General features: G+C 44.5%; 24 protein-coding genes. 14 read left to right on the forward strand and 10 right to left on the reverse strand.

Annotated features, from left to right (window positions below):
- Positions 1-185 precede the first annotated feature (185 nt).
- The 10 genes from BI182_RS16725 to BI182_RS16770 all read right to left on the reverse strand — a co-directional run bounded on the left by BI182_RS16725 (position 186) and on the right by BI182_RS16770 (position 11,555).
- Complete coding sequence (locus BI182_RS16725; RefSeq protein WP_070372690.1) at positions 186-1,043, reverse strand: amidohydrolase family protein; 858 nt, start codon at positions 1,041-1,043, stop codon at positions 186-188.
- Between the two features lie 282 nt (positions 1,044-1,325).
- Complete coding sequence (locus BI182_RS16730; RefSeq protein WP_070372691.1) at positions 1,326-2,228, reverse strand: methylenetetrahydrofolate reductase; 903 nt, start codon at positions 2,226-2,228, stop codon at positions 1,326-1,328.
- A 33-nt stretch (positions 2,229-2,261) separates the two neighbouring features.
- A complete protein-coding gene (locus BI182_RS16735) occupies positions 2,262-2,879 on the reverse strand; it encodes a methylenetetrahydrofolate reductase C-terminal domain-containing protein (RefSeq protein WP_070372692.1) in 618 nt (205 codons plus the stop codon).
- A 1-nt stretch (position 2,880) separates the two neighbouring features.
- Complete coding sequence (gene rsxC, locus BI182_RS16740) at positions 2,881-4,845, reverse strand: electron transport complex subunit RsxC (protein ID WP_286809588.1); 1,965 nt, start codon at positions 4,843-4,845, stop codon at positions 2,881-2,883.
- Positions 4,846-4,873: 28 nt separating this feature from the next.
- The gene (locus BI182_RS16745) at positions 4,874-5,779 is read right to left on the reverse strand and encodes a bifunctional 5,10-methylenetetrahydrofolate dehydrogenase/5,10-methenyltetrahydrofolate cyclohydrolase (protein WP_070372693.1); all 906 of its coding nucleotides are present in this window, start codon (positions 5,777-5,779) and stop codon (positions 4,874-4,876) included.
- A 41-nt stretch (positions 5,780-5,820) separates the two neighbouring features.
- Positions 5,821-6,480, reverse strand: a complete 660-nt coding sequence (locus BI182_RS16750) for a cyclodeaminase/cyclohydrolase family protein (RefSeq protein ID WP_070372694.1) — start codon at positions 6,478-6,480, stop codon at positions 5,821-5,823.
- 94 nt (positions 6,481-6,574) lie between these two features.
- Entirely contained in the window at positions 6,575-8,251 is a 1,677-nt protein-coding gene (locus BI182_RS16755) for a formate--tetrahydrofolate ligase (protein WP_250933572.1), read from the reverse strand.
- 389 nt (positions 8,252-8,640) lie between these two features.
- On the reverse strand, positions 8,641-9,369 hold the full coding sequence (locus BI182_RS16760; RefSeq protein WP_148638422.1) for an acyl-[acyl-carrier-protein] thioesterase: 729 nt from the start codon (positions 9,367-9,369) through the stop codon (positions 8,641-8,643).
- Between the two features lie 9 nt (positions 9,370-9,378).
- On the reverse strand, positions 9,379-10,326 hold the full coding sequence (locus BI182_RS16765) for a 3'-5' exoribonuclease YhaM family protein (RefSeq protein WP_084633490.1): 948 nt from the start codon (positions 10,324-10,326) through the stop codon (positions 9,379-9,381).
- 20 nt (positions 10,327-10,346) lie between these two features.
- On the reverse strand, positions 10,347-11,555 hold the full coding sequence (locus BI182_RS16770) for a pyridoxal phosphate-dependent aminotransferase (protein WP_286809613.1): 1,209 nt from the start codon (positions 11,553-11,555) through the stop codon (positions 10,347-10,349).
- Positions 11,556-11,706: 151 nt separating this feature from the next.
- Between BI182_RS16770 and BI182_RS16775 the strand changes: the two genes are divergently transcribed.
- The 14 genes from BI182_RS16775 (at position 11,707) to BI182_RS16840 (ending at position 25,864) form a co-directional block, all read left to right on the forward strand.
- Positions 11,707-12,351 carry a pentapeptide repeat-containing protein gene (locus tag BI182_RS16775; protein ID WP_286809614.1) on the forward strand — a complete coding sequence of 215 codons (645 nt, stop codon included), beginning with the start codon at positions 11,707-11,709 and terminating at the stop codon, positions 12,349-12,351.
- 24 nt (positions 12,352-12,375) lie between these two features.
- Entirely contained in the window at positions 12,376-13,260 is an 885-nt protein-coding gene (locus tag BI182_RS16780) for an SPL family radical SAM protein (RefSeq protein ID WP_286809615.1), read from the forward strand.
- A gap of 165 nt (positions 13,261-13,425) precedes the next feature.
- Positions 13,426-13,638 (forward strand): helix-turn-helix transcriptional regulator, encoded by a 213-nt coding sequence (locus BI182_RS16785; protein WP_148638414.1) that lies wholly within the window; start codon positions 13,426-13,428, stop codon positions 13,636-13,638.
- On the forward strand, positions 13,625-14,107 hold the full coding sequence (locus BI182_RS16790) for a DUF6773 family protein (protein WP_148638412.1): 483 nt from the start codon (positions 13,625-13,627) through the stop codon (positions 14,105-14,107). The genes BI182_RS16785 and BI182_RS16790 overlap by 14 nt, the downstream gene beginning before the upstream one ends.
- A 221-nt stretch (positions 14,108-14,328) precedes the next feature.
- A complete protein-coding gene (locus BI182_RS16795) occupies positions 14,329-14,967 on the forward strand; it encodes a Fe-only nitrogenase accessory AnfO family protein (RefSeq protein WP_148638411.1) in 639 nt (212 codons plus the stop codon).
- A 12-nt stretch (positions 14,968-14,979) separates the two neighbouring features.
- The gene (locus BI182_RS16800) at positions 14,980-15,930 is read left to right on the forward strand and encodes a toxin-antitoxin system YwqK family antitoxin (protein ID WP_286809617.1); all 951 of its coding nucleotides are present in this window, start codon (positions 14,980-14,982) and stop codon (positions 15,928-15,930) included.
- Positions 15,931-16,492: 562 nt separating this feature from the next.
- Positions 16,493-17,314, forward strand: a complete 822-nt coding sequence (gene nifH, locus BI182_RS16805; RefSeq protein WP_070370204.1) for a nitrogenase iron protein — start codon at positions 16,493-16,495, stop codon at positions 17,312-17,314.
- Positions 17,315-17,362: 48 nt separating this feature from the next.
- A complete protein-coding gene (locus BI182_RS16810; RefSeq protein WP_148638407.1) occupies positions 17,363-17,689 on the forward strand; it encodes a P-II family nitrogen regulator in 327 nt (108 codons plus the stop codon).
- Positions 17,690-17,703: 14 nt separating this feature from the next.
- On the forward strand, positions 17,704-18,087 hold the full coding sequence (locus BI182_RS16815) for a P-II family nitrogen regulator (RefSeq protein WP_286809624.1): 384 nt from the start codon (positions 17,704-17,706) through the stop codon (positions 18,085-18,087).
- Between the two features lie 15 nt (positions 18,088-18,102).
- Entirely contained in the window at positions 18,103-19,692 is a 1,590-nt protein-coding gene (nifD, locus tag BI182_RS16820) for a nitrogenase molybdenum-iron protein alpha chain (RefSeq protein WP_286809627.1), read from the forward strand.
- The gene (gene nifK / locus BI182_RS16825) at positions 19,692-21,056 is read left to right on the forward strand and encodes a nitrogenase molybdenum-iron protein subunit beta (RefSeq protein WP_070370208.1); all 1,365 of its coding nucleotides are present in this window, start codon (positions 19,692-19,694) and stop codon (positions 21,054-21,056) included. Before nifD ends, nifK begins: the two co-directional genes overlap by 1 nt.
- A 239-nt stretch (positions 21,057-21,295) precedes the next feature.
- The gene (gene nifE, locus BI182_RS16830; RefSeq protein WP_070370209.1) at positions 21,296-22,645 is read left to right on the forward strand and encodes a nitrogenase iron-molybdenum cofactor biosynthesis protein NifE; all 1,350 of its coding nucleotides are present in this window, start codon (positions 21,296-21,298) and stop codon (positions 22,643-22,645) included.
- Complete coding sequence (gene nifB / locus BI182_RS16835; protein ID WP_286809630.1) at positions 22,638-25,352, forward strand: nitrogenase cofactor biosynthesis protein NifB; 2,715 nt, start codon at positions 22,638-22,640, stop codon at positions 25,350-25,352. Before nifE ends, nifB begins: the two co-directional genes overlap by 8 nt.
- A gap of 203 nt (positions 25,353-25,555) precedes the next feature.
- The gene (locus BI182_RS16840; protein ID WP_148638399.1) at positions 25,556-25,864 is read left to right on the forward strand and encodes a 2Fe-2S ferredoxin; all 309 of its coding nucleotides are present in this window, start codon (positions 25,556-25,558) and stop codon (positions 25,862-25,864) included.
- The last annotated feature ends 97 nt before the right edge of the window (positions 25,865-25,961 follow it).

The raw sequence follows: 25,961 nt of genomic DNA on the forward strand, positions 1-25,961 counted from the left end.
AGAGCCTGAACATCTCTATCTTACATGGAAAGGTGATTTTTGGGTATAACCCTTTTGCCCACCACCCGCATAGCAGGTGGTTTATTATTTCGCACGTTTTGCGTGCTCAACAGACTAAAGTCTAAAAAAAAAAAAAGAATCCCTGTAAATAAAATTTTCAGGAATTCTCTTAAGCTCATTCACAATTAGAGGTCAATAACCCATTTTCCAATGTTTTCCAGTTTTTCTTTGGTCAATCCACAGTCAATTAAGTAAGCAAGCTCATCTAACGTGCCTTGTCCCAGGGGAACTAACGTCGCTCCTGAGTCACTACCTAATGCAATGTTCACACCCATTGCATCCGCTTTTCTTACCATCAACTGATGTTGTCTAAAATATGCTTCCGATACTTTTTGATATTTTTTCATCGGGCTACTTTCGTTGCATCTGGCGATATTGGCAAAAGGTGCCAAAGTCGGCACCCAGATTGTACCACTTTCACGCATGGCATGAAGGCAGTCATCATTAATTCCATAGCCGTGCTCAATGGTATCCGCCCCCGATGTCAAAGCGATCATAATACCCTCTGGGGTGTTGGCGTGAACCATGACCGATAAACCCTGTTGATGGGCATGATCAATCATTTCCGAACATTCACTTTTAGAAAACCCCACCGGACCTGAGGCACCAAGATCGGTAAAACTCATGATGCCGGTTAAAATAATTTTAATAAAATCTGGTTTCTTTTTGATGAGACGATTCATCTTTTTGATACCATCTTTTACATTATCCACGGAGTCGCCTAAAAAGTCACCATAATGGCCCTTTTTATACAATGCATGGATGGGGGTCTTAAAAATAAGACCGGAATCTTTTGAAATATCTCTGAAAATTATTCCAATTCCCGAACCATCCCCGCCATCACGGATTGCCTGTACCCCTTTATTCTGATAGCTTTTAATTAGTCCTTTTATCGCCTCAACTGAGACTTCATCAGCTACATCAGATTTTTTCAAACCTTTTAATTGACCGAGCCCAACATGAACATGACAATCAATTAACATGCTTTTTGTTTACGTACACGTCGCAACGCATATTCGTAGCTTCAGATTTAGCTGCCGCTATTGCAATTGCTGCTATTTTCAATTTTTCACCAACCTGTAAACCTACCGGTATCATAAATTTTGATACCGCTACAACCAAAATAAAAGCTCCTCCATCAGTTGAACAGTCTATTTGAATAAACCGTTCTCCTTAAAATGAGCAGTTTACTTAGATAAACCGCCCACCTTAAGAGGAGCATTTTAGAAACTCCGGCATGGCCGGTATTCCGTTTTAATTTGTTCTTAAACGACTGGAGTGATTGGTGCAATACCAGCTAAGTCAAGAATTTCTGGAATTCTATTTTCCCAACCTAATGACATGATATGAACACCTTGAGCATAGTCTTTACATTCTCTGATCAGACGGGCACAGATTTCAACACCAGTATCACCAGCTTTGGTTTTTTCTTTATCTGCCTGTAATTCAGCAATCATTTCATCAGGAACATGAACACCAGCTACATTAGCATTCATATATCGGCACATACCGACATTTTTAGGAATGATCAGACCCAATTGTACAGGTACACCAAATTGTTTTGCTTGTTCCATAAATTTGATGAATTTTTCTGGCTCATAAACACCCTGAGTTTGGAAATATTCACATCCAGCTTTTACTTTTGCTTCCATTTTTGCCAACTGAACATCGACTGAATCACTACATGGTGATACAACGGCACCTTTGGCAAATTTTGGAGGAGCCCCATCAACCGCATTTCCAGCGATATCAAAACCTTCTTCCAATCTTTTTACTGCATGAATCAATGACACGGAATCTAAATCAAAAACCGGTTTTGCCTGAGGATGATCACCCAATGTTGTGTAATCTCCAGTTAATAGCAGTAAATTTTCAATACCCAGTAATGCTGCACTTAAGATATCAGACTGCAGGGCAATACGATTTCGATCTCGACAAGTTACCTGGAAGATAGGCAATAGCCCTTCATCCTTCAGAACTCGACAGGTTGCCAGTGAACCAGTTCTCATGACTGAGGATTGGTTATCTGTTACGTTCAATGCATGAACCCGGGTTTTTAAATATTCATGGGCATCTTTAATTAAATGGTCAAGTTCAACCCCTTTTGGAGGTCCTACTTCCGCAGTTAATACAAACTCGCCACGTTCAAACAGCTCAGTTATTCTCATTTATAATTACTCCTACTCTTTTTAAATTATTGGTTATTCTGCGTTTGGATTGTTATAGTTGCGCACTTTGGGTGCGTCATATTTCATGTTATCCAGTTTGTCCAGTTTCTCCAATTTTCTGTAAATTCGTTCCCAGCCGCATTCCATGTTCTTATCAACTTCACACTTACCTTCTTTGGCACCGCCACATTGGCCGTTGATCAGACTCTTTGAGCATGCAGTAATTGGACAGATTCCACCAGTACCATTGAGGTAGCACTCACCACATTGTCCGCAATCGACATTCAGTGGTGTTACGCCCTGGAATCCTGGCAATGGATAGGTATCACAGCAGGAATAGACTTTTTTGCCTTCAAATAGTGCAGCAACAGTCTGGATCCCAACACCACAGGAGAATACCAAAATGGTATCAGCCGCATTGATGACATCAGTATGTTTTTTTAATTGCAGCTTCAGATTATCCGGATTACAGATGTAATCGGTGGTGATGATCTGAGTTACTTCTTTGTTGGCTGACAGTTCTTTTTGAAATGCATCCGCTTCATGTTCTGCAAAATAGACTTCCTTACAGCCATGACAGTTGATGATTACCGTTTTTCCCTGAGCCAGCGCTTCGATTGCTTCTTGTGATTTTAGTTGGGTAATCAGCATATTATTTACCCTCCCTTATGGCAGTTTTTCCAATTTTAATGCGTTCAACAATTGGAATCTTTGATGAACAGATATATTCACAACATCCACATTCAATACAATCCATGGTATTTTGTGCTTTCATGCCTTCCCAGTTTTCTTCTAAAGCGAATTTTGTGAAGTACAGTGGGCGCAGTTCCATTGGACAGACATCCATACAACGACCACACTTGATACACTCAACTGCTTCTTTAACAATTGTTTCAACGGCAATAATTCCGTTAGAACATTTCAGCATCGGCACATTGAGATCCGCCTGGGCGAAGCCCATCATTGGACCACCGATTTTAACAGTAACATCATCACCTTTAACATCGCCGCAATGGTTGACGATATCTTTGACTGAGGTACCAATCTTAACTAAGTAGTTACCTGGTTTGTTCATGCGGTTACCGCTGACAGTAACAACCCGTTCAATGAGCGGCATTCCTAACTGGATTGCATCAGATACAGCTTTGGCGGTACTGACATTACACACGATTGCGCCAACATCCATTGGCAGTCCACCACTTGGAACTTGCTTGCCCATAACCCGTTTGATGAGCATTTTTTCAGCCCCTTGTGGGTATTTGGTTTTAGCAACAACAATTTCGATATTTTCAATATCAGCAGTTTTAGCCTGCATCAATTCAACGGCATCCAATTTATTGTCTTCAATGGCAATCACACCTTTTGGAGCGCCAGAAGCTTTCATCATCGCTTTTAAACCATAAATCACTTCATCAGCATATTCCAGCAGAACTCGGTGATCGGCAGTTAAAATCGGTTCGCATTCACAGGCATTGAGTAATACCAGTTCAATTGGTTTTGGCGATTTAAGTTTAACGGCAGTTGGGAATCCAGCTCCCCCCATACCGACAATTCCTTTTTCACGGACAATTTCAATAATTTCATCAGCAGATAAACTGTCAATGTCACCAGCTGGTTTTACGGATTCATCCAGAGTATTTTTACCATCTGATTGAATCACAATCGCCAGTGAATCCAGTCCACTCACGGGATGTCGTCGCGGTTCAACCGCTACAACAGTACCGCTGACGCTGGCGTGAATGGCGCTACTGACAACACCAGCAGCCTGAGCAATTTTCTGACCCATTTTTACCTGATCGCCAACTTTCACAATTGGCTCTGCTGGAGCTCCAGCATGCTGTGACATGGGAATCACCACATTGACTGGATCTGGGAATGCTACCAGTCCGATATGTTCACTCAGCTCTTTGAATTCGGTTGGGTGAATACCACCATAGTAACCTTCATATCGTTCTTCACGAACTGATTTTACATATTCGCTGACGAACTTATGATTAACTTTGGTATAATCCCGAAGTTCCACTGGTTTATCCAACAGTTCCTGTAAACGTCCCTGTTTTTCCAATCGTTCATAAATGAGCTGCCATCCGCAGTCCATTTCTTTGTCAACTTCACATTTGCCATTTTTAGCACCACCGCATTGGCCGTTCAACAGGCTCTTAGAACAGTCTACAACTGGGCAGATCCCACCGGTCATGTTCAGATAACACTGACCACATGCTTCACATAAGGTCGTTGTTAATGCCATTCCATGGTAACCATCAACAGTTACAGTGTCGCTACCGGCATAAACCGGAATATCAAGCAATCCTGCCATGGTCTGGATACCCAAACCACATGAAATAACAAATACATTTTTGGCGTCTTGGGGAATAAGATCCTGGAAGGCCTTCGATGTTAATGGTTCGTTGCACAAAAAATCGATTTGTGCCGAGCCAACGATATTCTTGCCCTGTTCTTTGGCAATCTCTTCAAACAGACCGCATTCAGGTTCATCAAAACTAGCGAGTTCTTTGAAGCATTTGTTACAGGCTACAACAAACAAGTCATTCTTGTCTGCCAAAACCGCATCGAGCTCTTCCTTTCTTTTCAGTTTAAACTTCGTGTAATCCTCCAATTGTATACCTCCTTTGTTTTTTCAGATTTTATAGTAATCCGCTTTGCATTTTACAAGCTTTGATAACGTGTTTAGCCAGTAAAGCTGTTGTAATTGGGCCTGTTCCGCCGCCACATCCTGGTGTTGCTGAAGTAATCATGGCAACCTTGTCCAGACAGTCAACATGAGCATCCCCAGCTCGGATTTTCTTGCCTTCTTCGTTTAATACAAATTCTTTGTTTTCATCTTTCATCTGAGACATTGCAACGTCGATTAAAATACAATCTTCGCTTAACATATCAGCACGAACCAGACCATAAATACCACAAGCAGTAACAACAATATCAGCAGTTTTTGTGAAGGAAGCTGTCGATTTTGTATGAACGTGACACATGGTAACAGTCGCAAATTCGTTTGTTAACATAATTGTCAGTGGTTTTCCCAACACGTTAGAGTTATTAATAACAACAACGTCTTTACCCTTAACATCGATATTATAGAATTTGAACATTTCCATAACACCTTCAGCTGTACATGGGAAGAATCCTCTTTCGTCTGCGATCATCAATTTACCTAAGTTTGTTGGATTAAGGGCATCTGGATCTTTTTCAGGGCTTAACAGATATTTGATTTTTTCAGCATCAATTTGATCTGGAAGCGGCTGGAAGATTAACACAGAGTGAATGTTTTTGTCTTCATTGATTGCCTGAAGTTTGGCAATGAAATCAGCTTCGGTTACATCAATCGGGAATTGAACAGATTCAACTTCAATATTTGATTTTCCCATTCTGGTGATGATGCTCTTTTCATAAGAAATAGAACCTGGATCTTCCCCAACTCGCATGATTGCCATTTTTACCTGAATGCCTTTTTCTTTTAGTTCGTTGGCATCTTTCAGTACTTCAGCCAGCATTGACTCACTAACTTCTTTTCCGCTTAATAATTTTGCTGCCATAATTATAATTCTCCTCTTTGTTCAAAATTTTTAATTAATTATTATGAAAGTTGTTTTTCAACATCTGCATAAACACGATCACAGATTTCAACGCCTTTGTCCAGCATCGGTTTGACTCGATTATTAACATCAGCTACATAATCTGCGTCTTTGATTGTTTTTATATTAATTAAAACATTCACCCAACCACTGATCATAGCCGCTCTTAAACACTGAACACCACAAGCAACATCACTGATTGCCAGCGCTGAACCTTTTCCTACCAGTTCTTCCTGTAATAAAACTGCCTTGTAACATACTTCAACAATTTCAAGCGGAATACTGCAGGCAACCTTTGTACATTCTTCTAAGGTTTTTTCTTTGTAAGCTTTTTCTTCTTCGGTTTCTTTGGGAAGACCATAAGCCTTTGATAGCGGTAAAAAGTTTTTTGCATCTTCATCAATCATCGCTAAAAGACGATCCTGAAGCACTTGCGCTTCTTTTAAAATCCGCTGAATATCGTCTTCGAATTCTGCGTATTTTTTCTTTCCCGTGGTAAGGTTTCCAACCATTCCGGCCAGAGCCGTTCCGACAGCACCGACTAATGCGGCTGCGCCACCACCACCTGGAACCGCTGCCTTGCTGTACAGGGCTTCAACAAATTCTGTGCATTTTTTTTCCGAGATAGAACCAAGGTCAGTTCCTACTGCATCAAATTCCATTTACTAACTCCACTTCAATTTTTATTGTTATTTTTTTACATTCCTGTATCGAGAGGGTTCTTAAGAACCCTCTCGATACAGAAAGAGATTATTTCTAGAATAAACCAGCAATTACGCCGTTTTCATCAACATCAATTTTTTCGGCTGCTGGTACTTTAGGCAGACCAGGCATTTTCATGATTTCTCCGGTCAGCGCGACAATAAAGCCAGCTCCGGCTGAGATATTAACCTGACGTACTGTGATTCTAAAACCAGTTGGACGACCCAGTTTGGTCTGGTCATCGGTTAAAGAATATTGGGTTTTAGCCATACAGATTGGCACCTTGTCAAAGCCAAGGGATGTCAGTCTTTCGATTTCTTTGGCTGCGGTCGGAGTAAAGTCTACGCCGTCTGCTCCGTAAATACGGGTGGCAATGGCTTCGATTTTTGCTTTGATTGGCATATCCAGTTCGTAACAGTATTCGAAGGTGCCTTCGCTTTCGTCAATTAAACGAACCACTTCTTTGGCCAATGCTTCCCCGCCTTCGCCGCCTTTTGCCCATACCTGGGAAATGGCCACGTTAACGCCCAGCTTCTGGCATTCTTCTTTAACCAGTGCCAGTTCAGCTTCAGTATCCAGTGGGAATTCGTTGATGGCAACAACCGCTGGCAGTTTAAAGACCTGGGTGATGTTTTCAACATGTTTTAACAGATTTGGCAGACCGGCTTTTAAAGCGTCCAGGTTTTCGTTGTTCAGGTCAGCTTTGGCAACGCCACCATTGTATTTAAGGGCTCGTACGGTAGCAACAATGATTACGGCATCCGGTTTTAAACCAGCCATCCGACATTTGATATCGAGGAATTTTTCAGCGCCAAGGTCGGCTCCGAATCCACCTTCGGTGACGACGTAGTCAGCAAAATGCATGGCCATACGGGTTGCGATTACTGAGTTACAGCCGTGAGCGATATTGGCGAATGGTCCACCATGGATAAAGGCGGGTGTGCCTTCCAGGGTTTGTACCAGGTTTGGTTTCAAGGCATCTTTTAACAGAGCTGCCATGGCACCGTTGGCTTTTAACTGTTCAGCAGTGATTGGTTCTCCGGCAACGCTGTAACCAACGATGATGCGTCCCAGTCGGGCTTTTAAATCAGAGATATCACTGGCCAGACAGAAGGCGGCCATAACTTCAGAAGCTACTGTGATGTCAAATCCATCTTCACGGACAACACCGTCTCCGGATCCGCCTAAACCATCGACAACATTTCGCAGTTGACGGTCATTCATATCAATACATCGTCTCCAGGTAATTTTCTTGGCGTCGATTTTCAGTTCGTTTCCTTGTTTGATGTGGTTATCCAGCATTGCTGCCAGTAAATTGTTGGCAGCTCCGATGGCATGGAAGTCACCGGTAAAGTGAAGGTTGATATCTTCCATTGGCACAACCTGAGCGTATCCGCCACCTGCGGCTCCACCTTTGACACCAAATACTGGTCCTAAGGATGGTTCTCTCAAGGCTACCAGGGTATTTTTTCCAATTCGTGATAATCCATCAGCAACCCCGATTGTGGTGGTCGTTTTTCCTTCACCGGCTGGTGTTGGATTGATGGCAGTGGTCAGGATTAACCGGGCTTTTTTTCCGGTTGTTTTCTTTAACAGGTTATAGTCTACCTTTGCTTTATACTTCCCGTATAAATCCAGATCGTCTTCTGTTAAACCCAATTTCTTTGCTATCTCACGAATATCCTGTGGTGTAGCTTCTTGTGCAATCTCAATGTCTGATTTAAATCCCATTTTTTCTCCTCCAATACTTTGATAAATATTTAACAACTACTATAAGTTTAACCGATTCGATAATAAAAATCAAACAATAGTTATGATAAAATTTTACTATAATTTCATCTGCAATCCCTGTTTTAATTGTTAATTTTGTATCATTTTTTACTCTAGATGCTTTTGGCTCATCATTTTCTTTAAATATGTGTATTTATTCTCTATTATTAAATTTTATTTTCATTTTTATATCAATTTTTTTACAAATACACCATTTTATAATCTTTGAAAGCGTTTTATTATTGTTTTTGTAAATAGCATTAATCTTACAACTTTTAATCTTCCTATCCTTTCCGGGTAAAAGAAAAACCGCCACCAGATCATAAAAAAATCCGATGAAGGCGGTTCATTTACTTAAGCATCAGCTCCAGTTGACACAAAATGATATCGTCCTGATTAACAATATCAATCCGATACTGGCTTTCCCCCAATTTCTCACCGAGCGCCCGGATCTGATCGCCGTAAAAGCATTGGGCCTTATAAATCATTTTTGCTTCAGCCAGGACCTTGCTTTTAACCACCTCCAGGGGCAGAACCTCAATGGCCCAGGCCAGATATTTGACATGGTTGACATGCTGATTAAAATCAATATCGAGAAACCGTACCGAGAAACACTTTTCGAGATCGACTTGATTAATTTTTGAAAGCTTCTTGAAGATCGGTTCCCCTTTATCAAAACACTCATAGGCATCCATCTCCGGATGTTCGTCAATACGCTCCATTTTTTCGGTCTCCCGGTTAATCAGCAACCACTGAGTATCGGCGGTAACCTTAACCACGCCACTTGCATCCTCGACGGTGAACCGTCTTGTGGCACAGAATTTCTCCATCCCGGTCGCCCGGGTCGTCACCGTCACCTCATCCTGGTAGCGAGGATAATCGTAGAAGCGGATCGCATATTTGACCAGAAACCAGGCCAGATTGTTTTCCTTTAAGTAATCCCCACCCAAACCCAACTGATTGCCCTGGTTGGTGGAGGCTTCCTGAAAATAGTTCATGGCAGTGGTGGGCAGCATTTTCTCGGTGGAATCCGATTCGTAACAGGCCACCCGCTTTTTTTCCTGATAGACAAGACTCATAAGCTGCTCCTATAAAAAACTGCGGCGATACAGACTGATTCCGTCAAGGCTCCAATTGGCTTCAGTGAAGCTTCCCGGTTCCACCCGGTTCAAGGCCTGTTCCATGGTATACATCCGGGCATCGATCATGTCAATGTGATGGAGCAGTTCTGCTTCCGGAAACATTGGCCGTTTGGGACTGCCAAATTCCGGCTGGTAATGATGGGAAAGAATCATGTGTTTAAGCATCATCAGAACCTCCGGATCGGCGCCCAGAGACTGACCGACCAGCTCCAGTTCGACAATTTCCTGGGTGATGTGCCCCAGCAGTTTGCCCTCAGGGGTATAATCGGATACCGATCCGTTTTCATCCGAAACCATCTCATTGATTTTTCCGATATCGTGGAGGATGATGCCAGCATACAGCAGATCCCGGTTGATCAAGGGATAAATTCCCGCCAGACTCTTGCCGATACGGAGCATCGAATAAATATGATAAAGCAGTCCGCCCTTTATGGCATGATGATGCTTTTTGGCGGCTGGAAAATAGCTCAGAATCTCGGTTTGATCACTAAAGATTTTACTGGTGATGGCAGCAATGTCAGCATTGGTAAAATCATCAATGGTATCATTGATATAACCCAGCATTTCATCAATATCCACCGGTACGGTTTCAATGAAATCATTGATGCTCACCTCATCTGATTCATCGACCAATCGCATTTTTTCGACGATCAGCTGTAGCCGGTTGTTGAATTCCTGAACCTTCCCCTTTATTTTTACCAGTTTGCCATTGGTGAAGATTTCCTCTTCCTCTGGTTTTACGTCCCATTTCTTCCCATCGATTTCGTCAAAATCGGCATCATTCAAGACCATATTAAAATAGCGACTGCCATTGGTAGCGGTTTTGGTCATCTGCGACTTTATAAAGAGAAAGCCCAGATAATTTTGCCCCTTCTGTACTGACTTGATTTTCAATTTATTCTCCTCTTGTTTTTTTATTTACACTGCTCTGGAAAAGCTTTTTCATACGCAGCCAGACCATGCTTTAATACTTCCATACTCTTTTTCATATCCTCGCCATTAAGCACATAGGCAATCCGAACCTCATCAGCACCGTCCTGGGGGGTTAAATAAAAATCATTGGCCGGGGATAACAGCACTGTTTCACCCTGATAATCAAAATCAGTGATCAGCCACTCGATAAAATGACTGGCTTCTTTGATTGGCAACTTGGCCATAAAGTAAAAAGCCCCCCGGGGTTCTTTGCAGATAACCCCAGGAATTTCCTGAAGGGCAGCGTAAACAATCTCCCGGCGACAGGTATATTCCTTTAAAACCCCATCAAAAAAATCCCCATCCAGCTTCAGCAACGAAACCGCTCCAATCTGATCGATTGTCGAAACCGACAATCGCATCTGGACCAGTTTTTTAAGCTGATTCATCAGGGTTTTATTTTTGGAGACAATAAAACCAATCCGTGCGCCACAGGCGCTGTAGCGTTTGGAAATACTGTCAATCAGAATAAAATGCTGGGCCAGTTCGTCATACTGGGCCGGACTCAGATAGTCCTGACTGTCATAGACAAACTCCCGGTAAACCTCATCAGAAATCAGATAGAGATTGTGTTTGATGGCCAGTTTCACCATCACCTCAATTTCTTCCCGGGAAAAAACCTTACCGGTGGGATTCCCGGGATTGGTCATCAACAGCGCCTTGGTTCGGGGTGTAATGGCTGCTTCAATCACCGCAGCCGCTGGCAGGGCAAAGCCGTCTTCAGCGTAGGTTTTAAAACCAACCAGATTAACATCGGTGGCCGCCGCCATTTCCTTATAAATGCTATAGAGCGGTTCGGCGGTGAGGATTTCATCCCCGGCATTGCAGATTCCGATAAAGGTAAACAGCAAGGCTTCGCTGCCGCCGTTGGTGACAAAAAGATCCCCAACATCGTAATGAAGACCCAGCCGCCGGTAATAATCGCAAGCTGCTTGCCGAAGCTCGATGATCCCCTCCGGAGCCTGGTAGGATAAGACTTCCTGATCAATACAGTTAACACTGTCTAAAAAACCGGCCGGGGTTTTGATATCCGGCTGGCCGATGTTTAAAAAATAAACTTTCTTGCCCTTTTTCTGGGCCTCACTAACCAGTGGATAATATTTTAAAAGGGCGGGTTCCCCCATTTTTTGGATACGCTGAGATGTTTTCATTTTTTCTCCTGTTTTTTTGTATAATCACAATGACTCTTAAAAAATTATAAGCTTTATCGCTGAAAATTGCAAATATCTGAAGCCCATTTAATTGTGCAGTTTTAAAAATCGTGTTAAACTGATCATAATATACTATACTACCGGAGGCTTTATGAAACGATCAACACCAAACATTCCTCCTGTTCTGGAGTTCACCGAGGATTTTTTCTCCCTGCTGGCCTGGGCCCGGGATGAAGAAGAGGATATTGAAGGCCAGCATTTTAAAGATTTAACATTTAATAATGAGGATTTTTCCCAGCTCTCATTTCGGGAATCACTTTTTGAAAACTGTGACTTTTCGGACTGCAATTTTGAAAAAGTTGACTGCCGGGATCTGCGTTTTCAATCCTGCAGCCTGTCCAATAGTAATTTTGCTGAGGGCTACTTTAACCGCTGTGAATTTTTTGCCTGTAAGCTGGTGGGTGCTGATTTTTTTCAAGCCCAGCTGGAGAATTTTCTGGCTACGGACTCCAGTTTCCACTATGCCAATTTCAGCAAGGCTAAACTCAAGGCCCTGGAAATTTCCCAATGCGATTTCAGCGAAGCCACCATTTCCGAATGTAAACTTACCCAGATTAAACTGGATGATGTCAATTTCAGCCAAACCAGTTTTTTTAAAACACCGCTGAAAGGACTGGACTTCACCAGCTGCCAGATTGGCGGCCTGATCGTCTCTATCGAAGCATTAAGCGGGGCTGTTGTCACCACCTTCCAGGCCGCCGAATTGGCTAAGCTAATGGGTTTGATTGTCCGCTAATAACGCACTAACGAAAGGTCGCTTATGGAAACCATCCCGGCTAAAAATATGCTGACCCGAACCAAAAATAATTTCTGGTTCGGCACCGACTATAACATGAATATCTACCGGGGCTGCTCCCATGGCTGTATTTACTGCGACAGCCGCAGCGACTGCTATGGGATCAACGCCTTCGACCAGGTTCGGGCCAAAGAAAAAGCCCTGACCATTCTGGAAGATAACCTGCGCCGCAAAACCTTAAAGGGCGTGGTAGGTACCGGCGCCATGAGCGACCCCTACAATCCCATGGAAAAGAAACATCAGCTCACCCGTCAGGCCCTGGAGCTGTTTAAACGCTATGGTTATGGGGTGGCCATCGCCACCAAAAGCCCGCTTGTTACCCGGGATAAGGATCTACTCTTAGCAATTCAGAAGCGATCACCTGTGATTATCAAAATTACAGTTACCTGTTTCGACGATGCGCTTGCTAAAATAATCGAACCCCAGGTCGCGCCCAGTTCGGCCCGTTTTGCAGCCATCAAGTCGCTATCGGATCACGGTATTTTTACCGGCATTCTGCTGATGCCGATTCTGCCTTTTATTAATGATACCCCGGCAAATATTAAGGCCATTGTGACTGCTGCAGCCGAGCAGGGCGCCCGGTTTATTTATCCCGCCTTCGGGGTGACTCTGCGGGATTCCCAACGCCTTTATTATTACGATCAGCTGGATGCCCATTTTCCCGGCATCAAAAAAGAGTACCTCCGCCGTTTTGGCAATGCCTACAGCTGCGCCAGCCCTCAGGCCAAAAGTCTCTGGACGATCTTTACCAGGGAATGCCAGCATTATGGGCTACTCTACAAAATGGAGGACATTGTCGGCCATTATAAACTGGAGCACGGTAGCCAGCAGTTGTCATTTTTTGATTAGGTTCCTTGTACCGCAATTAAAAATTGATTGCTGCGGCCAGCCTCAAAAGGCCCTTTTCACAACCAGCAGACAATCACAGTCTGCTTTTTTTATATGACATAATGCAATATATATTTGACTTTTTGTTTTTTATAGTATACTATAAATCATGTCAGGAGTGATTAGATGAAAAATATAAAACTGAAAGTAGCCCGGGTTGAAAAAGATATCTCCCAGGCAGAACTGGCCACACGGGTTGGCGTCACCCGCCAAACCATCGGTATGATTGAAACCGGTAAATTCAACCCCTCTTTACAATTATGCATCGCCATCTGTAAAGCGCTGGGAAAAACGTTGAACGATTTATTCTGGGAGGAAAACGACAATGAAAAAAATTAGAAAAGTGGTTGATGAGCGCCAGGAACTGGAATTGTATAAAATCGAGCATGTTTGTTTCTGGATTGTTTTCTGGCTGTTGCTTGGCAGTATTATCGTCCAGTCGATGTTTCTCAATGCCCCTTTTAGCCAATGGGGATTTGAGTGGGCCATCTTTATGATCTGCTGTGGCGGGGTCATGGTCGGCTGTTATAAAAAGGGTCAATGGGATTTCTACAGTAAACCCACCACCAAAAACTACCTGATCTACAGCCTGATCGGCTCCGGTTCTTTTGCCGTCATTTATGCCATTACGATGTATCTAAATCACGCTTATTTAAAAGACAATTTGCTGGCCCTGGGCGCTCTGACGGCCTTTATCTTTGCGATGTTGTTTGCCCTGATCTTTGTCGCCCTGTTTATTACCGGCACCCTGGTAAAAAAACGCCAGAAAAAACTGGAAAACCAGTTCAGCGATGATGATCTAAACTAGTCTATTCCCTAACCAACACCCTTTGACTAATCAAGGGGTGTTTTTCTTTCTGCTTTTTACCGTTTACTAAAAAATCAAACTTTACTTAAGTCCCAAATTTCTGCAATCGTTTTTCACCGGATTTCGTGTTAATTGCGTTTCGCTTTTTTATTTCTGTGCTATACTACAACTAATTTACACTGGATTTCGTATTATAAGATTTAATCATAAGAGGTAAACAAATGAAAGAAAATTTAAACCTGATGGCGGTCTTTTGTGATGACAACGGCCAACTGGCCCGCTTTGATGAGATGTCGAATTTTGTCTTCTTTTCCAAAGAAGCAGCCCACTGGAGTCCATCCGAGCGGATTCCTTTTTCATGTGATCTATCGGGTGGTTTGGCTTCAATCCGGGAAAACATCAGCCAGATGCTGGGTGCCTTCAATGACTGCCGGATTATTATTGCCAAATCAATCAGCGGCGTCCCCTATCAGATTTTTGACCGTTCCGGCTTTGTTATCTGTGAAGCTGAAGATTTTGATCCCGAACTTTTGGATGCCATCCAGGCCGATCTGATCAGCCAGAATGAGGAAGCACAGGCCGATGCTATTTTATTATCCCGGACACCGGTAGAAACCGAGATCCCCGGATATTACCATTTTGATTTAACCGAGGTACAGAGAAAACATCCGGAGCTCAGTTCAAAAGCAGCGCTGTTGCCGTTTTTAAAAGAAACGCCATTTTATGCCCTTAAGCTGGTTTGTGATCATATCCCGCCATGGTTTGAACACCAGTTACCGGCAATGCAGATGCAATACCGGGTCGAAAATAAAAACAATTCCGCTACGCATGTGGTGATTACCCATGTCGTCTGTGAATAGAAGGAGCTTATTATGCCAACCTGCCAAACTGAAAACTATGGCCCCCTCGCCGGGGTCACCTATTTAGAAACCTATACCGACGGTTCACCCAAAGGCTGTGCCTTCGACGAACCCAATACCATCAATACCCCAGTCGGGATGCTGATTCCCCACTATGGTCCGGCCAACCTGAGAAATCGGGAGGGGCTGGCCCTGGAATTTTTTAAAAGCGGCCAGATTAAAAGTATCGATCTGGAAAATGCGACTGAGGTGATCACCTCTCTGGGAAACCTGTCCGCCGAACGAATCAGCTTTTATGAAAATGGCCGGATCCACCGTTTGTTCCCCTTAAACGGTCGGATTAACGGCTACTGGACCGAGCATGACGAATATACCCTGGCCAAACCAATGGCCTTTGATCTGGCGGTGGGAGCCTTTTCCGCCAAGGTCGTGAGCCTCTGCTTTTATGAAAGCGGGGCACTGAAGAGTCTGACCATGTGGCCTCAGGAAACCATCGAAATCAATAGTCCCGATGGGCTGGTGAAGGTGCGCTACGGTTTCTCCTTATATGAAAACGGCAAGCTGAAAAGTTTTGAACCCGCCCTGCCCGAACCCATTGTCACCCCGATCGGGATTGTGATCGCCTATGACAGCAACGCTCATGGCATTAATTGCGACGAAAATTCAGTGAACTATTCCCCCGCCGGGAAGGTCCGCTCCCTGATTACCGGCAACAACGGTTTGATGATCACCACCCCGGAAGGCAAGCAGTTCGTCCAGCCGCTGATGAAACCGGGTACTCTGGATCCGGAAATACTGGTTCCCGAACCGATGACCATTGTTTTTAGTGATGGCAAAATGGAAATCATTCAGGATAATATTGTAACAGTTGATTTAAAAACCGCCACCGTCCGGTCCATACTGGTTCATGATCCAATGAAAAAATCCTGCGGCGACTGTTCTTCCTGCTCCAGCTGTGGCTGATCGTTTGGGTGATATTTAAGGATCTCTTAAGTTTTATTTAAGCAAGAATTTGTCAATTGATTCAAAATACATTAGCAACCCGTGAAAATGATTTCATCCTATCTGACAGTTCATAAACGCATCAGCAAACTAAAGTACAACCCCGGTTTGGGCTCAAAAAAAACACTCGCACTGCCAGCCAATTCTTAAACCCATTTCACTTTGAAAAGGGTTTACAAGCGAAGCAGCTTGACTTATCCCTTAATTCCATGGATAATAAGCCCATAGAAAACAATGCAATACGGATTTGACAAAGACAATGTGGTCTCAGCTCCTTACAATTGGGTAAGTGCTGAGACCTTTTTGTTACCCTCACATCCACCCCTATTTAGACAAAGAGGTCTTAATTTGCTGCTCAATCAGGGCGGCCGATTAAGACCTTTTCGTTTATGCAAAACAAAATAAGTTTTTTAGACAAGGAAGTCTTACCATTTACACTGTTGTGAAAGGCCAGGACTTCTTTTATTTTTGCTCAAAAACTTGCATTGGATCTTAAATTTTTCACACTCAGGAGGAACAGATTATGAGACAAATCGCTATTTATGGAAAAGGTGGTATTGGTAAATCAACCACAACCCAGAACCTGACAGCCGGACTTGGCTTAATGGACAAAAACATTATGGTAGTCGGATGTGATCCAAAGGCGGATTCAACCCGGTTGTTGCTTGGTGGTCTGGCACAAAAAACCGTTTTGGATACCCTTCGTGAAGAAGGCGAAGAAATCGAACTGGAAGCGATCTTAAAACCAGGATTCCGGGGCATTCAATGTGTGGAATCAGGTGGACCGGAACCCGGTGTTGGCTGTGCTGGCCGGGGAATTATTACTTCCATCGGGATGCTGGAACAACTCGGTGCCTACACCGACGATCTGGATTATGTCTTCTACGATGTATTAGGTGACGTTGTCTGTGGTGGTTTTGCCATGCCGATCCGTGAAGGTAAAGCGCAGGAAATCTATATCGTCGCATCGGGTGAAATGATGGCCTTATATGCTGCCAACAATATCGCAAAAGGGGTTCAGAAATATGCTTCAAGTGGCGGCGTTCGACTTGGTGGGATCATCTGTAACAGTCGTAATGTTGATGGCGAAAAAGAACTGGTTGATGCCTTTGCAAAAGAGCTGGGCAGCCAGATGATCTACTTTGTACCCCGTGATAACATGGTTCAACGGGCCGAAATCAATAAAAAAACCGTTCTGGAATTTGATGACACTGCCAACCAGGCTCAGGAATATCGTAATTTGGCTGCTGCTGTCGACAGTAATGAAATGTTTGTAGTGCCTACCCCAATGCACCAGGATCGTTTGGAAGAACTGTTGATGGAACACGGCTTGATGGACATTTAGTCGGTACATTAAGATTAATGCTTTAAGAGCGAAAGGAAGGTTTTACATATGTTAATGGTACGCGCAATTATCAGACCTGAGAAAACAGGCGTTGTTTTATCCGAAATGTTGTCCGCTGGATTCTCAGCTGTAACAAAACTGGATGTATATGGACGAGGAAAACAAAAAGGTATTAAAGTTGGGGACGTTTATTATGATGAAATCCCCAAAGTCATGCTGCTTTGTATTGTCAAAGACGAAGACAAAGATGATGTTGTAAAAATAATTATGAAATATGCAAAAACTGGCAAGGAAGGTACTTTTGGAGATGGTCGTATTTTCATTTCTCCCGTAGAAGAAGCGTATACAATCAGTACTGGAACAGCCGGCCTGTAAAAGGAGGAATTGATATGAAAGAAGTTATGGCGATTATCAGGCAGAATAAAGTAAACCAGACCAAAGAAGCCCTTGTCAACGAAGGCTATCCTGCTTTTACCTGTTTAAAGGTGCTTGGTCGTGGCAAGAAAAGTATTGATTTATCGATCATTCAGGATATTGTTGACGCTGGTGAGATGCCCGTCTCATCCATGGGTGAAGCATTAACCGAATCCTCCCGTTTAATTCCGAAACGATTTTTCACCGTGATTTGTGAAGATGAGGATGTCAGCAAGGTTGTTTCCATTATTATCGATAGCAATCAAACTGGAAATCCGGGAGATGGTAAAATTTTTGTCATCCCAATTGAAGAGTCCATTCGGGTACGAAGTGGCGAAAAAAATGCGGATGCATTTTAGAAAGAGGTGATTTGAATGGATTCTAGAGATAAAGTACTCGATAAATATAGCTCTAAAATATATAAAAACCGAAAAGAACATGTCATTGAAATTGAAGGCGGTGAGCCGCAAGTCATCGCCGCTGATACCCGGGCGATTCCCGGGATTATGACCAACCGTGGCTGCTGCTACGCAGGTTGTAAAGGGGTTGTTATCGGCCCATTAAAAGATGTTGTCAACATCGTTCACGGCCCCATCGGTTGTGCCTACTACACCTGGGGAACCAGACGAAACAAAGCCAAGGGTGATGAAAACACCAAAGACTTTACCCAATACAGTTTTTCCACCGACATGCAGGAAACCGACATCGTCTTCGGCGGTGAAAAAAAATTACGACAGGCCATCAAAGAAGCGGTTGAAATTTTCAACCCGGAATGTATCATGATCAGCTCCACCTGTCCGGTTGGATTAATTGGTGATGACATCCATGCGGTGGCTGCAGAATCTGAAAAACTGTACGGCATCAAGGTTTTAGCCTTCAGTTGTGAAGGGTATAAGGGCGTCAGCCAATCCGGCGGTCACCATATTGCCAACAACGGTTTGATGAAATACATCATCGGTACCGGTGATGCCGAACCACAAAAATACTCCGTCAATCTTTTGGGTGAATACAACATCGGCGGTGACGGTTGGGAAGTTGAGCGGATCTTAAAGCGCATCGGTTACAACGTGGTCTCTGTCATGACTGGTGACGGCAGCTATGATCATCTTAAAAATGCCCATACCGCCGATCTGAACCTGGTTCAATGCCATCGTTCGATTAACTATATTGCCGAAATGATGAAAACTAAATACGGCATGGACTGGATCAAGGTTAATTTCATCGGTGTCGATGGGATTAAAAAGTCTTTAATGGATATTGCTCTGTATTTTGATGATCCCGAATTACTGGCTCGTACCGAAGCCGTCATTGCTGAAGAAATCGGCGAAATTGAAGAAGCAATGAGTTATTATAAATCAAAACTCGATGGCAAAAAAGCCGCTGTTTACGTTGGCGGATCACGAACCCACCACTATATCAATCTGTTAAAATCGTTGGGAGTGGAAGTTATCCTGGCTGGTTACGAGTTTGGACATCGTGACGACTACGAAGGTCGTGATGTGATTCCGACGATTAAAATGGATGCGGATTCTAAAAACATTGAAAGTATTACGGTCACTAAAGACGAAGCAAATTACAAAACCTTCCATACGCCCGAAAAACTTGAAGCTCTGAAAGCCGCCGGTGTTCCGCTGGAAAAATATGATGGCTTATGGTCTGATATTTCCGAAGGTGCCATCATTACCGATGACTTTAACCATTTTGAAACAGAAGAATTTTTAAAACTATTAAAACCTGATATTTTCTTCTCGGGAATTAAAGACAAATTTATTATTCAAAAATCAGGAGTTCCCTCACGACAACTACATTCCTATGATTACAGCGGTCCCTACGCTGGATTCAGAGGAGCACTCAATTTCGCCAAAGACATTACAATGGCCACTTATACCCCGGTTTGGAATATGGTTCAAGCCCCATGGAAAAGTGAACCCACGTTAGTTGGCAGCTTAGGAGGTATGGAATAATGTTAGAATTAACCCCAAAAAAATTATCGGACCGATCCACCCTACGAATCAATCCGATAAAAACATGTCAACCAGTCGGTGCGATGTACGCAGCCCTGGGCGTTCACCAATGTATGCCCCACAGCCATGGCTCTCAAGGATGCTGTTCATTTCATCGGATGTTTTTAACCCGACACTTTAAAGATCCAGCTATTGCATCTTCCAGTTCATTTACCGAAGGCGCATCCGTATTCGGCGGTGGCTCCAACTTAAAAACGGCGATTAAAAACATTTTTGATATTTACGACCCTGAGATCATTGCAGTGCATACCACTTGTCTGAGTGAAACCATCGGTGATGACCTGAGTGGTTACATCCAGGATGCCAAAGTACCTGAAGGCAAATTGGTCGTTCACACCAATACGCCAAGCTATGTTGGTTCACATATTACCGGTTATTATAACATGATCTCCGGATTTATTAAATATCTATCTGAATCAACTGGCGAAAAAAATGGCAAACTGGCCCTCTTCCCCGGCTTTGTCAACCCTGGCGACATGCGGGAAATGAAACGGCTGATGAAGCTGATGGGTACCGAGTTCATTATGCTGCCCGATACCAGCGGCGTTTTAGATGCCCCAATGACCGGCAATTACACCATGTATCCCAAAGGCGGCACCACTATTGCTGATATCCGGGATCTGGGCAACTGTGAAATGAGTCTGGGCTTAGGCGAACTGACCTCTGAATTTGCCGCTGACACCCTGGAGAAAAAATGCAAGGTGCCTTACAAAACCCTGCCACTGCCAATTGGCGTCGAAAACACCGATGCCTTCATTATGGCTTTGAACCAGTTCTCTAAAAATGAAGTCCCTTATGAAATTGAAGAAGAACGGGGCCAGTTAATGGATATCCTCTTGGATTCTCATCAATACACCCACAACAAAACCGTGGCTATTTTCGGCGATCCGGACACTGTTTTGGGGATGGCTCAGATCGTTCTGGAAATGGGCATGATTCCTAAATACATGGTAACTGGGACCCCTGGAGCGGCCTTTGACCGAAAAGCCGCTGCGCTACTGGAAAAATTCGGCGTTGAAGGCTGTACTGCCAAGCAAGCCGGTGACCTGTTTGAACTGCACCAATGGATTAAAAATGATCCGGTAGACTTATTAATCGGCGGCACTCACGGCAAACAAGTCGCCCGTGCCGAAGATATCCCTCTGGTCCGTGTTGGTTTCCCGATCATCGATCGTTATGTTCATTCTTACATGCCGATCGTTGGCTATAAAGGTGCCATCCGACTGGCTGAACTGATCCTCAATGCGCTCATGGACCGTCAAGACCGTGACTGTGAAGATGAAGATCTGGAAATGGTAATGTAACAATTGTCGGTACTGGGTTATCTCATTATCTACAACTGGGGTTAATCTTATATATACCCCCAGATAGCAAACAGAAGTAAGTCCGGAGACAATCATAAATCAGGTGTCTGCATCAAGGCGAACAGGCGCGCCTGTCCGATCTTGTAGCAGACAACGATTTGGTGATTGTCTCCAGGACGATTCTTAGAAACAAACACCAGGGGGGATTTTCTTCCCCTTATTTGAAAGGAGGCTGTACAATGAAAAATGATGCGGCAATTTTACCAGAAAGAGCCCAGTCGATCCGTTTTTCGGAATGCAGCGGCGACGGCATCAAGTGTGAGTCCGCCAGTGTCTCTGGGGCCGTCAGTCAACGGGCCTGTGTTTACTGTGGCGCCCGGGTCGTTTTAAACCCCATCACTGACGCCTTCCATCTTGTTCATGGCCCGATTGGATGTGCCAGCTACACCTGGGATATCCGCGGCAGTCTATCCAGCGGCGAAGAAGGCTATCGCAACTCGTATTCCACTGATCTGCGGGAAACAGACGTCATTTTCGGCGGCGAAAAGAAATTGGTGGCCGCCATTGATGAAATCATGGCCAGTCATGCCCCAAAAGTCATTTTTATTTACGCCACCTGTATTGTCGGCGTCATCGGTGACGATATCGACGCCGTCTGTCGCAACGCCGAAGCAAAGTACGGCATCCGGGTCATCGCTGTTAAATCCCCAGGATTCTCCGGAACCAAGAAAACCGGCTATAAAATGGCCTGTAATGCCATCATGAGCTTGGTTACCCCAGACGTTTTACCCGAAAAAACATGTGGTGTCAACATACTCGGCGACTTTAACCTGGCCGGGGAAATGTGGATCATCAAAAATTATTTAAGACGGATCGGCGTGGAAGTCGTTGCCAATATTACCGGCGACGCCAAAGTCGAGGATTTAAAACAAGCCCCTACAGCCCAACTCAATCTGGTTCAATGTGCCGGTTCAATGACCTATCTGGCCAAACAGATGGAAGAAGCCTTTTCAATTCCTTTTATTAAAGTCAGCTTTTTCGGCGTCACCGATACCTCCGATTCACTGATGCGGATTGCCTATGCGGTCGGTGATAAAGACGTGATCAAGCGCGCTAAAGCCTTTATTGAAGAAGAAAAAAATAGAGTCATTCCTCTTTTAAATAAATATCGCAAAAATCTTGAAGGAAAAAAAGCCGCTATCTATGTCGGTGGCGGCTTTAAAGCAATCTCCCTGATCCGCCAGTTTCACGAATTTGGCATGAACACCGTAATGGTCGGCACCCAAACCGGGAGCAAGGATGATTACGAAGTTATCTCGCATTTGGTCGACGAGGATGCCGTCATTTTAGACGATGCCAATCCGGCCGAACTGGAAGCCTTTATGAAGGAAATGGGAGCCGATATATTAGTCGGCGGCGTCAAGGAACGGCCGCTGGCCTATAAACTGGGGGTCGCCTTCTGTGACCACAACCATGAACGGAAGCATCCTCTGGCGGGCTACGAAGGCACCTTGAACTTCGCCTCAGAAATCAACCTGTCGATGAACAGTCCGGTCTGGGAAATCATAGGAGGTATCAACAATGTCTAAAAATTTAGTCAACCTAAATATTAATCCCTGTAAAATGTGCATGCCGATGGGAACCGCCAATGCTTTTTATGGCATTCAGAAATGTATGAATATCCTCCATGGATCCCAGGGCTGCAGCACCTATATCCGCCGTCATATGGCCACCCATTACAACGAGCCAGTCGACATCGCTTCCTCTTCCCTGACTGAAGAAGGGACCGTCTACGGTGGCGAGAAAAATCTGATCATCGGCCTGGAAAATCTGATCAAATTATATCAACCCGAAGTCATCGGCGTTTCCACCACCTGTCTGGCCGAAACCATCGGCGAAGACATTGAATACATCATCAAGAATTTTTATGCTGCTCATCCTGATGAGACGGTAAAAATCATTCCGGTCAAATCAGCGGGTTACGGCGGTACCCAATTTGAAGGCTTTACCCGGGCACTCCGGGCGATTGTCTCCCATGTCGAGATGGACACTGCCAAACACAATAAGATCAATATCATCAGTTCGATGATTTCCCCGGCAGATACCCGTTATTTAAAAGATGTGTTGGATCAGTTTGGGCTTTCCTATATCCTGCTGCCGGATCTTTCCGAAAATCTCGATGGTGTCCACCAGAGTTCTTATTATCGGCTACCGATGCATGGTACCCCGATTTCAGAAATCCAGAAAATGGCAGGAGCCCGGGCTACCATCGAACTGTCTGATACCATCAAACCTGACGAATCCCCGGGGGTTTACCTCTACGAAAACTATGGTGTCCCCTACAAACGGCTGAACCTACCAATGGGACTCCGGGATACTGATGCCTTAATGGAGCTTCTATCCGAACTGTCAAAAAAAGCCATTCCGGAGAAAATCGTTAAAGAACGCGGGCGTTATCTTGATGGCATGGTCGACTCCCATAAATACAATGCCCTGGGTCGCATCGCCATCTTCGGCGAACCCGATTTTGTCGTTTCGGCAGTCCGCCTCTGTTGTGAAAATGGCGTAATGCCCGTGATTGCCGCCACTGGTTCTGCTTGTCCCCAGCTCAAAGAAAAGATTAAAGCTGAGCTTTCCAAACTGGCCGATGTGCTTTTTGTTGACAACTACGTGATCTTAAATGATGTGGACTTCGAAACCATTGAAGCAGAAGCCCTGAGACTCGGTGCCAACCTGATGCTGGGGAATTCCGATGGCCGCCGGATTGAAGAGAAACATGGGATTCCCTTGATCCGCTGTGCCTTTCCGATCCATGACCGCATCGGCGGCCAGCGGGTTCGGACCTTGGGCTATGAAGGCTCTCAGGTTCTCCTGGATCAGATAACCAACACCATTCTTAAAACAGTGGAAGGAGGATTCCGGGAAACCCTGTACAACACCTATTATAATGAAGGGCCCAAATCCAAATACGGATTAGAGCCGAAAACGGAGGCACAAATGAAAGTTCTGGAATACAAAAAAACTACTGACCCACTAACCCCGCAGGCTCAGACCATTGAGGAAAAAACCGCCAACCATCCCTGCTATAGCTGTGGTGCCTCCCAGAAAAACGCCCGGATGCACCTCCCCATTGCCCCTAAATGTAATATTCAGTGTAATTACTGTGTCCGCAAATTTGATTGCCCCAACGAGAGCCGTCCCGGCGTGACCACCGACATTCTTTCCCCCGAGGCCGCTTTTGAAAAATATAAACTGGTTAAAGAAAAGGTGCCCAACCTCACCGTTGTCGGCATAGCCGGCCCCGGAGATGCGCTGGCAAACTTTGAACAAACCCGAAAAGCCCTGACATTAATCCATGAGCATGACCCCAATGTTACCTTCTGCGTATCCACCAACGGCTTAATGCTCCCCTACTATGCCAAAGAGCTGGCCAAACTGGGGGTATCCCATGTTACCGTTACCGTCAATGCGGTTGATCCGGCTATCGGTGCCAAAATCTACAAACATGTGGATTTTATGGGAAACCGCTACCATGGCGAAGCCGCTGCTTCAATTCTTCTGGCCAACCAGCTTTCCGGGATCAAGCTCCTGATTGATGAAGGGGTGATTGTCAAAATCAATACGGTCACCCTGATGGGAATCAATGATACCCACATCGAAGAAGTGGTCAAAACGGTCAAAGACATGGGCTGTTTTATCTCCAATGTGATGCCCCTGATTCCCGTGAAAGGCTCCGCCTTTGAAGGTTTAAAAATCGCCACCAACCGCGAAATCAATGCGATTCGTGATAAGTGCGGTGTTCATCTAAAACAAATGTATCACTGCAAACAATGCCGGGCTGATGCCATCGGCAAGCTGGACAGCGACATCTCCCTGGATTTCCGGGAAAATGAAGCCAGAAGTGAATCAAAGACCATAGTGTCCCCAAAGGGATTGCGCTTTGCGATCACCTCCAAAGGCGGGATGCTGGTGGATCAGCATTTCGGCCAGGCCTCTGAACTGTATATCTATGACTACCTTGACGACGAAGTTCAGTTTAAAGAAAAGCGGGTGATCGGCAAGTATTGCAGCGGCGAAGAAGAATGTGACGAAAAGGAAGATAAGATCGGCACCATTCTAAAAGCCCTAAATGATTGCGACGGTACCATCACCATGCGTATCGGTGATCTACCCACCAAACGGTTAGAAAGCAAGGGTATCAAGGTCTTCACAACCTACGACCGGATTGAAGATGCTGTTAAAACCGCCGCCCAGGAAATGTTAAAGTCCGAACTGCGCACGGCCGGTAATTTCTAGCATTGTTCTATCGTACCGACCAATTATTAATCTGTTGTTTGCTGCGGAATCGGACAGGTTTATCAACCTGTTCGCTCCGATGCAAACAACATGATGTAATAATTGTCGGTACTGGGTTAACTTTTAGACAGACTTTCCGTCGGTAAAGTTGACAATTATTATCATTTAAAACTATTTATAAACGCATCAGGAGGAATTTAAAAATGGTTAGTCCTAAACATCATATTTTTATCTGCACCAGCTGCCGGATCAACGGCACCCAACAGGGGTATTGTTTTCAACAGGATTCAGTGAAAATCCTGCAGACCTTTCTTGAAGAAATCGACGAGCGGGAATTATCCGGTGACGTCATGTTAAACAACACCGGCTGCTTCGGCATCTGCGACAAGGGTCCCATCGTGGTTGTTTATCCCGAAGGCGTCTGGTATGGCAAGGTGACCGTCGACGATGTGGAACGGATTATGGACGAACACATCGAAGGCGGCAAGGTGGTCGAAGACCTGGTTATTTAGCTCTCTTGGGGTAGTGCCATACTACCGTACCGACCAATGACCAAGGGGTCAGACCCTTGTTAATCTGTTGAATGCGCACAATTCGTACAGTTGCGAA

It is taken from the genome of Acetobacterium sp. MES1 (assembly GCF_002237635.1).
Classification (GTDB): domain Bacteria; phylum Bacillota; class Clostridia; order Eubacteriales; family Eubacteriaceae; genus Acetobacterium; species Acetobacterium wieringae.